At 64.4% G+C, this 15,255-nt stretch carries 10 protein-coding genes; 6 read left to right on the top strand and 4 right to left on the bottom strand.

The features are described from left to right. Positions 1-2 precede the first annotated feature (2 nt). The 5 genes from AAFN55_RS19855 to AAFN55_RS19875 all read left to right on the top strand — a co-directional run bounded on the left by AAFN55_RS19855 (position 3) and on the right by AAFN55_RS19875 (position 7,635). Positions 3-2,279, top strand: coding sequence for a molybdopterin cofactor-binding domain-containing protein (locus AAFN55_RS19855; protein WP_347800703.1), 2,277 nt, complete (start codon positions 3-5; stop codon positions 2,277-2,279). Continuing rightward, positions 2,276-2,878, top strand: coding sequence for a hypothetical protein (locus tag AAFN55_RS19860; protein ID WP_347800704.1), 603 nt, complete (start codon positions 2,276-2,278; stop codon positions 2,876-2,878). The genes AAFN55_RS19855 and AAFN55_RS19860 overlap by 4 nt, the downstream gene beginning before the upstream one ends. 174 nt (positions 2,879-3,052) lie before the next feature. Next, entirely contained in the window at positions 3,053-4,189 is a 1,137-nt protein-coding gene (locus AAFN55_RS19865) for an efflux RND transporter periplasmic adaptor subunit (RefSeq protein WP_347800705.1), read from the top strand. Positions 4,190-4,192: 3 nt separating this feature from the next. Further along, the gene (locus tag AAFN55_RS19870) at positions 4,193-7,372 is read left to right on the top strand and encodes an efflux RND transporter permease subunit (protein WP_347800706.1); all 3,180 of its coding nucleotides are present in this window, start codon (positions 4,193-4,195) and stop codon (positions 7,370-7,372) included. Between the two features lie 104 nt (positions 7,373-7,476). Next, positions 7,477-7,635, top strand: coding sequence for a DUF3309 family protein (locus AAFN55_RS19875; protein WP_347800707.1), 159 nt, complete (start codon positions 7,477-7,479; stop codon positions 7,633-7,635). A 90-nt stretch (positions 7,636-7,725) separates the two neighbouring features. Here the strand turns inward: AAFN55_RS19875 and AAFN55_RS19880 are convergent, their stop codons facing one another. Then, on the bottom strand, positions 7,726-8,904 hold the full coding sequence (locus tag AAFN55_RS19880; protein ID WP_347800708.1) for an MFS transporter: 1,179 nt from the start codon (positions 8,902-8,904) through the stop codon (positions 7,726-7,728). A gap of 235 nt (positions 8,905-9,139) precedes the next feature. On the opposite strand from AAFN55_RS19880, the gene AAFN55_RS19885 reads away from it, so the two are divergent. After that, a complete protein-coding gene (locus tag AAFN55_RS19885; RefSeq protein WP_347800709.1) occupies positions 9,140-9,976 on the top strand; it encodes an SH3 domain-containing protein in 837 nt (278 codons plus the stop codon). A gap of 22 nt (positions 9,977-9,998) precedes the next feature. On the opposite strand, the gene pyc is transcribed toward AAFN55_RS19885, so the two are convergent. The 3 genes from pyc to AAFN55_RS19900 all read right to left on the bottom strand — a co-directional run bounded on the left by pyc (position 9,999) and on the right by AAFN55_RS19900 (position 15,252). Continuing rightward, the gene (gene pyc, locus AAFN55_RS19890) at positions 9,999-13,457 is read right to left on the bottom strand and encodes a pyruvate carboxylase (RefSeq protein WP_347800710.1); all 3,459 of its coding nucleotides are present in this window, start codon (positions 13,455-13,457) and stop codon (positions 9,999-10,001) included. Positions 13,458-13,625: 168 nt separating this feature from the next. Then, on the bottom strand, positions 13,626-14,726 hold the full coding sequence (locus tag AAFN55_RS19895; RefSeq protein ID WP_347800711.1) for a branched-chain amino acid ABC transporter substrate-binding protein: 1,101 nt from the start codon (positions 14,724-14,726) through the stop codon (positions 13,626-13,628). Positions 14,727-14,919: 193 nt separating this feature from the next. Continuing rightward, positions 14,920-15,252 carry a DUF6867 family protein gene (locus AAFN55_RS19900; RefSeq protein ID WP_347800712.1) on the bottom strand — a complete coding sequence of 111 codons (333 nt, stop codon included), beginning with the start codon at positions 15,250-15,252 and terminating at the stop codon, positions 14,920-14,922. Positions 15,253-15,255: the final 3 nt, after the last annotated feature.

The raw sequence follows: 15,255 nt of genomic DNA on the forward strand, positions 1-15,255 counted from the left end.
CGATGTCGCGTCTCGGAACGATCACGCGTCGCACGCTTCTCTTCGGCGCGGCAGCCGTCGCGGGCGGAGCGGCCTTCGGCTACTGGTATGTCCAGCGCCCCTACCCCAACCCGCTGGCCCAGGGCCTCGGCGAGGGCGAGGCGACCTTCAACCCCTTCGTCAAGATCGCGGCTGACGAGACGATCACCGTCATCGCTCCGCGCGCGGAGATGGGGCAAGGCATCTCGACCACGCTCGCAGCCTTCGTGGCCGAGGAACTCGACGTCTCGCTTAACCGCGTGACGGTGGAGCACGGACCAGCTTCATGGGCCTACTACAACGCGGCACTGATGGAGGACGCAGGCCCGTTTCCGTTCTTCGACGAAAGCGTGCTCGCGCAAATGACGCGCACCGCGTTCGGCACCGTGTCCAAGGTCCTTGGATTGCAGGCGACGGGCGGTTCCGCATCGACGCGTGACGGGTTCGATCGCATGCGTCAGGCAGGCGCCGCGACCCGCATGATGCTGGTCGAGGCCGCCGCCCGCCGGCTCGACGTTCCGGCCGGCGAACTCACGACCGATAGCGGCGCGGTGGTGCATGAGGCATCCGGCCAGTCCCTGACCTATGGCGCACTCGCCATCGACGCAGCCGCGCTTGCGGCTCCCTCGGACGTAAAGCTTCGCGACCGCGCGGAGTGGAAGCTGCTGGGAAAATCGCAGCCCCGCGTCGATATGGTCGCCAAAGTCACCGGCGCGCCGATCTTCGGTACGGACGTTTCCCTGCCCGACATGCTGTTCGGCACGGTGAAGATGAATCCCGTCTTCTGGCGCGAACCGCAGAACGCCGATCTATCCAAGGCACAAGCCATTCCGGGCGTCGTCAGGATCGTGCCTATCGCGTCCACCTACGGGCACGGCTTCGGCATCATCGCTACGAACACATGGGCCGCGTTCCGCGCGGCCGACCTGATCGAGGCGGATTGGGGCACGCCGGACTATCCCGCAGACGACGCCGCTATCCTTGCCACGCTGCAGCGCGCGCTGGACGACCCGGAATCCGGATCCGCGCTGCGCAATGACGGCGATGTCGAGATCGCATTCGCCGATGCCCCGCGCGAGCGCATGGTCGAGGCGGAATATGGCGTGCCGCTGCTGGCCCACGCCTGCATGGAACCGATGAACGCGACCGCAAGGTTCGCCGATGGCAAGCTCGAGATTTGGGCGCCAAACCAGATGCCGACCCTCTCCGAACAGTTGTGCGCCAGCGCAGTCGGCCTCGAAACCACCGACGTTACGGTGCACACGACCTCGATGGGCGGCGGCTTTGGCCGGCGCGAGGCCGACTTTTCGATCTATGCGGCCATCATGGCGAAGGAGACCGGCGGCAAACCGGTCAAGGTCATCTGGAGCCGCGAGGAAGACATCCGCCACGACGTCTATCGCCCGCCAGCGCAGGGACGTTTCCGCGCGCGCCTCGACGATGAGGGCCTGCCCGTCGCGCTCGACATGGCGATTGCAGCGCCATCCATTCTGGCAAGCGTGATGCGCCGGACGTTTCCGTCGCTGTCCCCCGTCGGCCCCGACGCCACGATCACGCAGGGCGCGCATGACCAGCCCTACACGATCGCCAATTACCGCGTTCGCGGCCTGAAGGCGGATGTGGGCGTTCCGGTCGGCTTCTGGCGTTCGGTCGGCTGTTCCTTCAACGGCTACTTCCATGAGAGTTTCATGGACGAGATCGCGACGGCCGGCGGCCTCGATCCGCTCGACCTGCGTCGACGCCTGATGGCCGACTATCCGACCGCGGTGGGAGTGGTCGACCGCGTCTCCGAGATGTCGAACTGGGCGCAGCCTCCTGCAGACGGCCGCGCGCGCGGATTTGCCTTCACGCTCGCCTTCGGCGGCTGGGTCGGCCAGGTCGTCGAGATCGCGGACACGCCTGCCGGCATCCGCATCGAGAAGGTCTGGATCGCCGCCGATGTCGGTGTCGCGCTGGACCCATCGATCCTGGAGGCGCAGCTCGTCTCGGGCGCCGTGTTCGGCCTGTCGTCCGCCATGAACCAGGCGGTCTCGCTGCGCGACGGCCAGATCGAGCAGTCGAATTTCCACGACTTCGATTCCATGCGCATCCATCAATGCCCGCAATTCGAAGTCGCTGTCCTCGAAAACGCCGAGAAGATGGGCGGCGCGGGCGAAATCGGAACGCCGCCCGCCGTGGCGGCCCTCGCCAATGCCGTCTTCGCCCTCACCGGCAAGCGGATACGCCAACTGCCTCTGTCGCGCGAGGTCGCCTTCGCATGAGACTGCGCGCGACACTCCTGACAAGCCTTGTCATCTTCCTGGCCCCTGTCGCATTGCCGACCGTGCTCGCTCAGACTAGTGAAGCACCGGTGCCGCAGGTCGACCGCGATGCGGGCCTTGCCGAGTGGGAGAGGGTCTATGAGGTCTTCGCACATCCACGCTGCGCAAACTGCCATGTCGAGGACGACCGACCGCGCTGGTCCGGCCCTCATTATGGCGCGACGCGCGTCCACGCTTTCAACGTCCAGCGCGGCGAAGACGGTTTCGGCAATCCCGGCCTGCGCTGCACGACCTGCCATATGGAAACGAATTCGCCGGTCCTGCATGGCCCGCCCGGCGCGGAAGCCTGGCATCTGGCGCCGCCCGAAATGGTGTGGTTCGACCAGTCGTCGGCCCAGATCTGCGCCCAGATCAAGGATCCCGAACGCAATGGCGGGCGGTCTCTCGATGAGGTCGCGGTACATGTTCGCGACGATGATCTCGTCGGCTGGGGCTGGGATCCGGGACCGGGCCGCGAGCCCGCACCGGGCTCCGCCGAGCAAACCTATCAGGCCATCCAGAGGTGGGCCGCCGCAGGCGCACCATGTCCGGAGGATTGATGAATACGTCAAGATTTCTGACTGTATCGCCGTATCGTAACGTTGTAGAAGCCCATGCCCTTCGCCTTGGAGGCGAAACGCTGGATTGAACAGGACGCGACGCAACCCCAAATATCGACCGTATCTTGCTGAGGGCAGGCGGTCCGGGCCGGGGCCTGCGCGTGGAAACCGAGCATGCCGAAAATCAAAGTTCACAAGATCGTTGCAATTGCAGTCCTGATTGCAACGGCAGCATGGGTCATTACGGGCGAGTTCAGCTCCGTCGGCAGTGCCGCCGATGAAGCGGAGGCTGCGCGCGCAGCCGCGCCGGAACAGGAACAGGCGCCGCTGCGCACTGTGGCCGTCGTCAAACCGCCGCGTCTCCAGCATTCCCGCGCCATCAGGATTTCCGGTCACACGGATGCCGACAAGCGTGCCATTCTCGGCACGCGCGCCGCAGGCGTGGTGGAAGAATTGCCGGTTCGTCAGGGCAGCCAGGTCAAGCGCGGCGACGTGATCGCCAAGCTGCAGGCGGAAGGCAAGGAAGCCGCCGTCGAAACGGCCCGTCAGTTGCTGTCCCAGCGCGAGGCGGAAGGCAAGGCGGCGCAAAGGCTCGCCGAGCGCGGCAGCATGCCTGCCTTGCAGCTCGACAATGCGATGTCCGCGCTTGCATCCGCGCGATCCCAGCTCGAAATGGCTCAGGCCGACCTCGACCGCAACATCCTGCGCGCACCGTTCGACGGCGTGATCGACAAGGTCGATGTCGAACTGGGAAGTTCCGTCCAGGTCGGCGCGACCGTCGCGACGCTCCTCAACCTCGATCCCATTCTCGCGCGCGGTGAAGTGTCCGAGCGCGACCTGCGATACGTCAAGCCGGGCGACAAGGCGGATGTGCGCCTGGTCAACGGCCAGGAAGTGGAAGGCGAGGTCCGCTACATCAGCCGCGATGCGACATCGGCCACGAGGACGTTCCGCGTCGAGGTGGCCATCCCCAATGAGGATCGCTCCGTGCCGGCCGGCATGACCGCCGAGATAACGCTGCGCGCGGACCCGGTCGACTCGACCGTCCTGCCGCGCTCCGTCGTGTCGCTGAGCAGGGACGGCGATCTCGGCGTCCGTGCCGTCGATGCCGACGACAAGGTCGTCTTCTACCCGATCGACCTCGTCGACGACACGCCGCGCGGCCTCGTCCTCGGGGGAATTCCGGCGGACGTGCGCATCATCGTGGCGGGCCAGGAACTGATTTCGGAGGGGGATGCGGTCAATCCGGTCGAGGCGGACCAGGAGACCATCAACAAGCTGATCGGCGAAGCGACCGGCGGGACACTGTAGCCCATGGATATCGTTGGCATTGCGATCCGCAACGCGCGGCTCACCATCTCCGTACTGCTCTTCTTTGTCATCGCCGGCGCGATGGCTTACATTGCGATTCCGAAGGAAGCGGAACCCGACGTCCCGATCCCGATCATCTATGTGAGCCTTGCCTATCAAGGCATCTCGCCGGAAGATTCGGAACGTCTGCTGCTTCGGCCGGTCGAAACCAAGCTCAAGAGCATCAAGGGCATCAAGGAGATGCGCTCGGCCGCCTATGAAGGCGGCGGGTACGTCCTGCTCGAATTCGACCCGTCGACCGACTTGAAGACGGCACTCGACGACACCCGTAACGGTGTCGACGATGCCCGCGCCGACATTCCGCAGGGCGCGGAAGAACCGACCGTCAACGAGGTCAACATTTCCGAGTTTCCGGTGCTCGTCGTGTCGCTGTCGGGCCATGTGCCCGAGCGGACGCTGACGGCGGCCGCGCGCGAACTCCGCGATCGTATCGAGGAAATCCCCGGCGTCCTGGAAGGCACGCTGCAGGGCGCCCGCGACGACCTCGTCGAGGTTGTCATCGACCCGGTCAAGCTGTCGTCATACGGGCTCCAGCTCGACCAGTTGCTGCAGGGCGTCGGTGCGTCGAACAGTTTGGTGGCCGCAGGCGCGCTGGAAGGAAGCGAAGGCAAATACGCGGTCAAGGTCCCTGCCCTGATCGAGACCGTCGAGGACGTCGCGAACCTGCCGATCGTGGCCGGCCCGAACGCAGTCGTGCGCGCGCAGGACCTTGCGACCATTCGCTCGACCTACAAGGACGCAGAGACGATCACGCGCCTGAACGGCGAGCCGGCAATCGCAATCGAGGTGAAGAAGCGGATCGGTTCCAACCTCGTCGACACCGTCGATGCGGTGAAGGCGCTCGCGGACGAGTACCAGCAGCAGCTCCCGGAAGGCGTCAGCGTCACCTATACGCAGGACAAGTCGGTCTTCATCAACCAGCTTCTCGGCGAGCTTCAGAACCACGTTCTGATTGCCGTGATCCTGGTGTTCATCGTCATTCTCTATGCCCTGTCGGGCCGCTCGTCGATCCTCATCGGCCTGGCGATTCCGTCCTCGTTCCTGATGGGCATCCTTCTGCTGGCGATGATGGGCTACACGATCAACATGATCGTGCTGTTCAGCCTCATTCTGGCGGTCGGCATGCTGGTGGACGACGCGATCATCGTCACCGAGTTCGCCGAGCGGCGAATGTCGGAGGGCATGCACCGCGTGCAGGCCTTCGAGCTTGCCGCCAAGCGCATGGCAGGTCCCGTCATCGCGGCCACCTTGACCCGCATCGCCGCCTTCTCGCCGCTCCTCTTCTGGCCCGGCATCGTCGGCGATTTCATGAAGTACATGCCGATCACGCTGATCGTGACGCTGGCCGCCTCGATGCTCTATGCGCTCGTCTTCACGCCCACGCTGGGCGCGATGTTCGGCAAGGCGCATGTCCACGAGGAAGGCGAGAATCGCGACGGCTGGTACATGGCAGTCGTCAACAAGGCGGTTCACTACCCGAAGACGGTCCTCATGATGGCTGTCGGGCTGCTCGTCGGCGTGATGTACAGCTATTCGCATTACGGCGCCGGCGTCGAGTTCTTCCCCAATGTGGAACCGGACTACGGCCTGCTCTACGTGCATGCGCGCGGCAACCTGTCCCTCACCGAGATGGACGCGGCGACCCGCGAGGCGGAGGGCCGGCTTCTCGGCTGGCCCGGTGTCAAGTCGGTCTATACCCGCGTTGGCCAGTCGCGCGGCGCGCAGGATATCCCCGAAGACGTCGTCGGCGTGATCCAGTACGAGTTCGTCGACTGGCGCGAGCGCAAGCCTGCCCATGAAATCCTCGACGAACTGCGCGTCGTGATGGCGGGCATCCCCGGCGTCGACGTTGAGGTTCGCGTGCCCGATGCCGGCCCGCCGACCGGCAAGCCGATCCAGATTCGCGTCTCGGCGGCCAATCCGGAAGGACTGGATGACCACGCTCGCGCCGTCGCCGCCAGAATTGCGGACATCCCCGGCGTCATCGATATCGCCGACGGCCTGCCCCCGCCCGGCGTCGACTGGGCGCTGTCGATCGACCGCACCAAGGCTGCGCAATACGGCATCAGCCCGATGGCCGTCGGCACCGTCGTCCAGCTCGTGACGGCCGGCCTGAAGCTGACGGACTATCGCCCGGCCGGCGCGGATGACGCGGTCGACATCCGCTTGCGTCTCCCCGAGGACCGGCGAACCCTGTCCTCGCTCGACCAGTTGCGGGTCCAGACGGCGCAAGGCGCCGTGCCGATCTCCAACTTCGTCACGCGCGGTGCGGAATCGCGCACCGGCATCCTCAACCGCATCGACGGCGAACGGACCGTGGTGGTTCAGGCAAACGTCGCATCCGGCATGCAGGTCGCCGCGGTCCAGGCCGAGGTTGCGGAGGCCATGGGCGGAATGGATATCGGACAGGCCAAATGGAAGCTGGCCGGGTCGAGCCAGGAGAGCGACGAGGCGAGCGCATTCCTTGCGAACGCCTTCGGAGCGGCTGTCTTCCTCATCTTCATCGTCCTGCTGGCTCAGTTCAACAAGTTCACCAGCGTGTTCCTCGTCCTCATGACCGTCGTCATGTCGACGATCGGCGTCTTCCTCGGACTTCTCCTCACGGACCAGGCCTTCGGCATCATCATGTCCGGCATCGGCGTGATTGCCCTGGCTGGCGTCGTCGTGAACAACAACATCGTTCTGATCGACACCTATGACCGGCTGCGCGACGAGGGCTGGAACAAGATGGATGCGGTGCTGCAGACATGCCGCGAGCGGGCGCGTCCGGTCGTGCTGACTGCGGCCGCCGCCATCCTCGGCGTTCTGCCGATCGCCTTCGGTCTCGGCCTCGAGCTGTTCCACCACGAGACGACGATCAATGCGCCGTCGACGCAGTGGTGGATTTCGCTGTCGAGCGCGATCGTCTACGGCCTGACCTTCGCAACGATCCTCACCCTCGTCGTCACGCCGGCGGCGTTGATGGTGTTCACCCGCGAGAAGCAGACCGGCGAACGCCAGAGCCTGCTGTCGCGCCTTCTCCGGCGCAAGCCGAAGGACGCGAAATCTGACGAGCCGGCGACGACGGACGGCGAATCCGGTCTCGACACGCCCGGGATCGCGTATCCGAAGGCGGCCGAATAGGCCTCAAACCAAGTTCCCGCGCGGCCTGCAACGATGGTCGCCGGGAACCTTTGAGCCCGCCTCCGCATTGATTTGACGTTTCACGCCTTTGGAAGGGGAACGTCATGTCTCTCGGCACAATACTTATTATCATCCTGATTCTGATCCTGCTCGGCGCGGTGCCGGCATGGCCGCATTCTCGTGCCTGGGGTTATGGCCCGTCCGGTATTCTCGGCGTCGTGCTGGTGATCGTTCTGATCCTGGTGCTGATGGGCAGAATCTAGCGCGCGATCCGATCCGCGTGCGCGCGTCATAAGAAAAGGCCCGATCGCGAAGGCGGTCGGGCCTTTCTGCGTTCGAAGCGCTGGAGCGCCCTATTCTGCCGGACCGGGATGCACGAAATCGGCGCTGCGCGCGAGGCCTGCCATCAGGCAGACCAGAACCAGAAAGCCCGACAGCGCGATGAAGATGGGCGAAAAACCCGTTCTCTCACCAATGAAACCGATGCCGGACGGCGCGACCAGAATGCCCGAATAGCCCATCGTCGTCACCACGCTCATGCCCGTGCTCGACGACATGCCCTCCTGATTGCCGGCCGCCGAAAACGCGATCGGCACCATGTTGGCGATGCCGAGGCCGGCAAAGGCGAATGCGGCGATCGCTATCATCGGCGTCGGCGCGAGGCCTGCCGTGAGCATGCCGACTGCCGCGATGAGGCTGGACACCCGCAGCGTGTTCACCGCGCCGAAGCGGTTGCGCACGGAATCGCCGACGAAGCGCATCGTCGCCATCGTGCCGGAGAAGGCAGCGAAGGCGAAACCGGCGGTGGCGATATCGGCTCCCATTTCCTGCTGCAGGTAGAGCGCGGCCCAGTCGAGGATCGAGCCTTCGGGGATCATCGAAAACAGCGCGACGAACCCGATCAGGTAGATCAGCGGGTTGGATGGAAGCTTGAAACCCTGTTGGCTCTGCGCTGCGGGCTGCTCGTCGGACACCACGAACTGGAACGCCGCCAGCACGATCGCGAGCGTCACGACCGTCACCATCACGGCATGCGGCAGATAGCCGAAGGACTGGATGGCCAACCCGCCAAGCGCGCCGCCTGCGAAACCGCCCAGGCTCCAGAACCCGTGCGACGACGACATGATCGCCTTGCCGAGCCGCTTTTCCACCGCCACCGCATTGGAATTCATGGCGACGTCCATCGCGCCGATGACACCGCCCAGGAAGAACATCGCCGGCGCGGCAAACCAGAGATTACCCGCAAGAGCGACGGACAAAAGCGCCACCGATGATAGGATAGCGAATCCCCGCAGAACCTTTTGTGATCCATGCCGCGACATCAGGAACCCTGCCCAGGGCATCGCGCACAACGCGCCGATACCGAACACGAGGATCAAAAAACCAAGCGTCGTTTCGCGGATATCCAGACGCGTGAGCAGAACGGGAATCTGCGGCGCCCAGCTCCCGATGATAAAGCCGTTGGCGAAGAACATCGCAGCCACGGCCCAGCGTCCGCGGCGCGCGGTTTCAAGTGTGTCTGCGGCATTCATGAACATGTCTCCTAAGGATCGCGGCGGAACTTAAATCGATTTAATACACAGTCAAGGCCAGCGAGTAGCGCGTCTTTGGGCCAGCCTTCGCAGATTCGAGTCCATTTCCGCAATCCAGACCCAACGCGGCCACAATCCGATTCCAAGGGTTCGTCAGGGACACGGCAACGTCCCTTTGCAGTGGTGAGAGGGATGATGAACGGGGCGGCACAGTCGCCCCTTGTGGAGAATGCGTGTGAAGAGTCCCTTCAAGATCGGGCGTGGGCAGGAGCCTTTCCTGTCGCCGCTTCAGGCGAAAAGCAAGCTGCCGCGCATGTCGCGTCAGTCTTTCGACAAACTGCCCGCGGCCGCGGCCCCCATTGCCGTCACCGTCATCGGCGGCCTTGCCCTGGTTGTCATGCTGGGATGGTTCCTGAGCCGCGAGGCGGGAATCTCGACCGTGCAGGATAGCGCGTCGATCGCCGAGGCGAGCCCGCCTGCCGAAATCGCTGCCGCAGACGAAAACGAGCCCGTAGCCAGCGCCGAAATGACGCCGGAAATCAGCACCGCCATCGAACCGGACACGGCCGCCGCGCCGGAAACCGTCAATGCGGCTGCGCCGGTTCCTGCCGATACCCTTCTGCTCAACAATTCACCGCTCGCCGGCGCTCCCGCGCTCGACACGGCGCCTCCAGCCCCGGATGCGGCCGCCACCGCGTCGATCCCGCCCGCATTGCCGGGCATCACGTCATTTGCGCCCAATGTGCCTGTGGCCGAAAGCGACGACGAGATCGCCGCCCTCGAGGCCATTCAGCGCGAGGAAGTCGACGACGACGTCGGCCCGCCCACAGACGAGCCAACCGCGGCGATCCCGGCACCAGCGGGCCCGATGTCGGCCGCGACGACGACGAGATGGGTGAACATGCGGACGGGTCCCGCGGACGACGCCGAGATCATGGTCGTCGTGCCGGCGCTCGCCGAAATCCAGGCGGAGACCGGCTGCAACTGGTGCTCGGTCAGCTATGAGGGGCAGCAGGGCTACATCTACAAGACGTTCATCAGCTACGCAGAGGACAGCGCGGCAGCGGAGTGACGCGCCGCCGCGCCTGTTGTCCTCAGGCGTACACCACCAGCAAATCCTTGGCGTCTATCTGGTCTCCGGTGCGAACCAGAACCTCGGCGATCTCCCCGTCGCGCTCGGCATGAAGCGCGGTTTCCATCTTCATCGCCTCGATGGACAGCAGGACATCGCCGGCCTTCACCGTCTGACCGGCCGACACGGCTACCGTCGAGACCACGCCCGGCATCGGCGCTCCGACCTGTCCGGCATTGCCCGGCTCCGCCTTGGCGCGCACCTTGCCGTTCGCCGCGCCATGCGTGCGATTGGGAACCTTGATGCGTCTTGGCTGGCCGTTGAGCTCGAAGAAGACCGTGACCATGCCTTTCTCGTCCGTATCGCCGATCGCGAGGCAGCGGACGACCAGCGTCTTGCCGCGCTCGATATCGACGAAGACCTCATCCTCCTGCGCCATGCCGTAGAAGTAGGACGGCGTCGGAAGCACGCTGACCGGGCCGTATTCCTCCTGCGCGACAGCGAAGTCGGAAAACACTTTCGGGTACATCAGCCACGATGCGAACTCGAAATCGGTGAGCTTGCGCTCGAGCTTTGCCTCGATCTCCGCGCGGTCCTTCTTCAAATCCGCCGGCGCAAGCAACGAGCCCGGCCGAACCGTGATCGGTGCCTCGCCCTTCAGGGCCTTCTTCTGCAACGCCTGCGGCCATCCGCCGGGCGACTGGCCGAGATCGCCGCGCAGCATCGACACCACCGAATCCGGGAAGGCGATGTCCTTCGCCGGATTCTCGACGTCCGCGACCGTCAGGTCCTGGCTGACCATCATCAGCGCCATGTCGCCGACCACCTTGGACGACGGCGTGACCTTGACGATGTCGCCGAACATCAGGTTCACGTCGTGATAGGCCTGCGCCACCTCATGCCAGCGGGTCTCCAACCCCAGCGAGCGTGCCTGCTCCTTGAGATTGGTGAACTGTCCGCCCGGCATCTCGTGGAGATAGACCTCGGAGGCCGGCCCCTTCAGGTCGCTTTCGAAAGCGGCGTACTGGTTGCGCACCGCCTCCCAATAGAAGGAAAGCCGCCTGATCCATGACGGGTCGAGCCCGGTGTCGCGCTCATCGCCGCGCAGAGCCTCGACGATCGACCCCAGGCAGGGCTGCGAGGTGTTGCCCGACAGCGCGTCCATCGCCGCATCGACGGCGTCCGCTCCGCTTTCCACCGCCGCCAGAACGGTCGCCGCCGCGATGCCGCTCGTATCGTGCGTGTGGAAATGGATCGGCAGGTCGGTCGCCTCGCGCAGCGCCTTGAACAGCACCTTCGCGGCCGCCGGCTTCAGCAGTCCGGCCATATCCTTGAGGGCGATGATGTGAGCGCCCGCCGCCTCGAGTTCCCGGGCCAGCGCGACGTAGTACTTCAGATCATATTTGGCGCGCGCGGGGTCGAGGATATCGCCCGTATAGCAGATCGCGGCTTCGCAGAGCTTGCCTTCCTCGATCACCGCATCCATCGCGACGCGCATGTTCTCGACCCAGTTCAGGCAGTCGAACACGCGGAAGAGATCGATGCCGCCGCGTGCTGCCTGGCTGACGAAATAGCGCACGACATTGTCGGGATAGTTCGTGTAGCCGACGCCGTTCGCGCCGCGCAGCAACATCTGGAGAAGCAGGTTCGGCGCCGCCTCGCGCACCAGCGAGAGGCGCTCCCACGGGTCTTCGGTGAGGAAGCGCATCGACACGTCGAAGGTCGCGCCGCCCCAACATTCGAGCGAGAGCAAATCAGGCAGGGCGCGGGCGTAGACGCCGGCAACGCTCGCGATGTCATGCGTCCGCATGCGGGTCGCGAGAAGCGACTGATGGCCATCGCGCATCGTCGTGTCGGTGATCAGGACGCGCTTTTCGGCGCGCATCCACGACGCGAAGCCTTTCGGCCCGAGGGAATCGAGCTTCTGCTTCGTCCCGTCTTGTATCGGCACGTCGATATGCGGCACGCGCGGCGCGGCAGCCTCAGTGTTCGGCTTCGGCCGCCCGCGCGTCTCGGGATGTCCGTTGACGCTCACATCGGCCAGATAGTTCAGGAGCTTCGTCGCGCGATCCTGCCGCTTCACCTGCGTGAAAAGCTCCGGCGTCGTGTCGATGAACCTTGTCGTGTAGCTGTTGTCGCGAAACTTCGGGTTGCCGATGATCGCTTCGAGGAAGGTGAGGTTGGTCGCCACGCCGCGGATGCGGAATTCGCGCAGCGCGCGGTCCATCCGCATGATCGCCTCCTGCGCCGTCGGCGCCCATGCGGTGACCTTTTCCAGAAGCGGGTCGTAGAAGCGCGTGATGACCGCACCCGAATAGGCCGTGCCGCCGTCGAGACGGATGCCGAAGCCGGTCGCGCCGCGATAGGCGGTGATGCGGCCGTAATCGGGGATGAAGTTCTGCTCCGGGTCCTCGGTGGTGATACGGCACTGAAGCGCATGACCATGCAGCGTGATGTCGGCCTGGGCGGGAACGCCCGATTCCGGCGTTCCGATCGCCTCGCCTTCGAGGATGTGGATCTGCGCCTTGACGATGTCGATGCCGGTCACCTCCTCGGTGACGGTGTGCTCGACCTGGATGCGCGGGTTGACCTCGATGAAGTAGAACTTGCCGGTATCGGCATCCATCAGGAACTCGACGGTGCCGGCACCGATATAGTCGGTGGCGGCGGCGATCTTCAGCGCATAGCCGCAGAGTTCGGCCCGCTGCGTGTCATCGAGATAGGGCGCAGGCGCGCGCTCCACCACCTTCTGGTTGCGTCGCTGGATCGAGCAGTCGCGCTCTAAGAGATGCACCGCATTGCCGTGCGTGTCGCCCAACACCTGCACCTCGACATGGCGCGCGCGCTCGACCAGCTTTTCGAGATAGACCTCGTCCTTGCCGAACGCAGCCTTGGCCTCGCGCTTGGCTTCGGTCACCTCGCGCGCGAGGTCGGCTTCCGCGCGGATGGCGCGCATGCCGCGCCCGCCGCCACCCCACGATGCCTTGAGCATGACGGGATAGCCGACTTCGGCTGCCATCCTGGCGACCTGCGCCATGTCGTCGGGCAAGGGTTCCGTGGCGGGCACGACCGGCACCCCGACCTCGACCGCGAGATTGCGCGCGGCGACCTTGTTGCCGAGCCGCCGCATCGTTTCCGGCTTCGGTCCGATGAAGGTGATGCCCGCTTCGGCGCAGGCGTCGGCGAATTCCGGGCTTTCCGACAGCAGGCCATAGCCCGGATGGATCGCGTCGGCGCCCGACAGCTTCGCGACGCGGATCACCTCATCGATCGACAGATAGCTCTCGATCGGGCCGAGATCCTTTGCCAGATGCGGCCCGCGGCCGATGGGATAGGATTCGTCCGCCTTGAAGCGGTGAAGAGAGTATTTGTCTTCCTCTGCCCAGATGGCGACGGTGCGGATGCCCAGTTCGTTGGCTGCGCGAAAGACGCGGATCGCGATTTCCGACCTGTTTGCGACGAGAAGCTTCTTGATTTTCACGCGGGCAATCTCCGGCAGGGAAGGCATGACACCTCTTCATTACCGGGAATTTGCTGCACTGCAAACTGCCAAGGATGTTCTGAGCCATAACCTCTTCTTATAGCCGACTTAACGAAACGGCCCGGCGCTTGCGCACCGGGCCGTTCCAGTCAGCAATGACGATCGCGCTTACTGCACGAGGTAGTCGTAGGCGCCGTCCTTCCACTCGTAGAAGACGTAGCCGGGCAGCGTGACGTCGCCCTTGTCGTCGAACTCAAGCTCGCCCAGAACCGTCTCGAACTTGCCGTCGTTGAGGGCCGTTACGACCGCGTCGAAATCGGTCGAACCTGCCGTCGTCACGGCCTGGGCCCAGGCCTGGATCGATGCGTAGGTGTAGAGCGAATAGCCTTCGGTCGAACGACCGGCTGCCTGCATCTTCTCGACGACCGGTGCGGCGACTTCGTTCTTGCGCGGATCCGGCGAGAACGTCATCAGCGTGCCTTCGCCGGCAGCGCCGGTGATCGCCCAGTACTCATCCGTCACCAGAGCATCGCCCGAGACGAGAATGGTGTCCATTCCCTGCTCGCGCATCTGGCGTGCCATGAGGCCGGCTTCCGTGTGATAGCCGCCGACGTAGAGAACGCCGATGCCCTGCTCCTTGAGCTTGGAGACGAGTGCGGAGTAGTCCTTTTCACCGGCCGTATAGGCTTCGTAGAGAGCCGGCTTGCCACCGAGCGCTTCGAAGGAAGCCTTCGTGGCATCGGCGAGGCCCATGCCATAGGCGGTCTTGTCATGCACGAAGGCGATCTTCTTGTCGCTGAAGTGATCGAAGAGATACTTGCCCGCGACTTCACCCTGCTGGTCGTCACGTCCGCAGGTGCGGAAGATGCCCGGACCAGGACGCTCGTCCGTGTAGGTCGGGTTGGTGGAAGCCGGCGAGATTTCGATGATGCCTTCTTCCGCATAGACGGCCGATGCCGGGATCGACGAACCCGAGCAGAAGTGACCGGCGACGAACGTCACGCCCGAGCCGGCGAACTGGTTTGCAACGGCGACGGCCTGCTTCGGATCGCAGGCATCGTCGCCCACTTCGAGGCGCAGCATTTCACCGTTCACACCGCCGGCGGCGTTGATGTCTTCGACAGCCTGGTCAGCACCGGCTTTCATCTGTTCGCCGAACGCCGCGTACTGGCCCGTCATCGGGCCTGCGACGGCGATTACGATTTCTGCGGATGCGTGGCTCGCGAATGCGAAGCTGAGCGCCACGCTTGCCAATAGTGCCTTCTTCATGATGACTCCCATAAACACCTGACAGATCTGACGCCGACGAGGATGGTGTTTGTTGCCCCCGCCCGGCGGCATGCGGGCGTTCCCTACCCGCTTGATCGACATACAAGCCCAAATCTTCTGTGTTGGAAAGGCTTGTCGGTCGAACTTCGATGGGACGACGCCAGGCGTCGTCCGATTCCATGAAAAGCCGCGCTCAGCGCCCGGCTCCAGCGTTCAGAAAGCTGTATTGCCGCCTCATCTGCTTTGCCCGTGTCATGCGGAACCCGAGGACCGCGATGGCGAGGAGGACGATCAGGTCGACGACGTAGTAGTGGAGCGAGATCAACGTCCCGCTGAACAGAGCGAAATGAATGAACCGCGTCGCAGCCGCCAGCAGAACCATGTAGGTGACGATATGAAACGTGCCGAGCCAGCTTCTGGCGATGGCGCGCCCGGTCATGAACGCGGCCCCGCCGGCAAGGATGATCGTGACGAACACGAACTCCCAGATCGTGACTTCCCAGATAAGCGTGTTCTCGTTTTCCATTGT

It is taken from the genome of Mesorhizobium sp. CAU 1732, from assembly GCF_039888675.1.
In the GTDB taxonomy this organism is placed as follows: domain Bacteria; phylum Pseudomonadota; class Alphaproteobacteria; order Rhizobiales; family Rhizobiaceae; genus Aerobium.

Coding starts and splice junctions, on each gene's coding strand:
- AAFN55_RS19860 (WP_347800704.1), top strand. CDS start 2,276: ATGAGACTGCGCGCGACACTCCTGACAAGCCTTGTCATCTTCCTGGCC.
- AAFN55_RS19880 (WP_347800708.1), bottom strand. CDS start 8,904: ATGAATGCCGCAGACACACTTGAAACCGCGCGCCGCGGACGCTGGGCC.
- AAFN55_RS19865 (WP_347800705.1), top strand. CDS start 3,053: ATGCCGAAAATCAAAGTTCACAAGATCGTTGCAATTGCAGTCCTGATT.
- AAFN55_RS19870 (WP_347800706.1), top strand. CDS start 4,193: ATGGATATCGTTGGCATTGCGATCCGCAACGCGCGGCTCACCATCTCC.
- AAFN55_RS19900 (WP_347800712.1), bottom strand. CDS start 15,252: ATGGAAAACGAGAACACGCTTATCTGGGAAGTCACGATCTGGGAGTTC.
- AAFN55_RS19895 (WP_347800711.1), bottom strand. CDS start 14,726: ATGAAGAAGGCACTATTGGCAAGCGTGGCGCTCAGCTTCGCATTCGCG.
- AAFN55_RS19855 (WP_347800703.1), top strand. CDS start 3: ATGTCGCGTCTCGGAACGATCACGCGTCGCACGCTTCTCTTCGGCGCG.
- AAFN55_RS19875 (WP_347800707.1), top strand. CDS start 7,477: ATGTCTCTCGGCACAATACTTATTATCATCCTGATTCTGATCCTGCTC.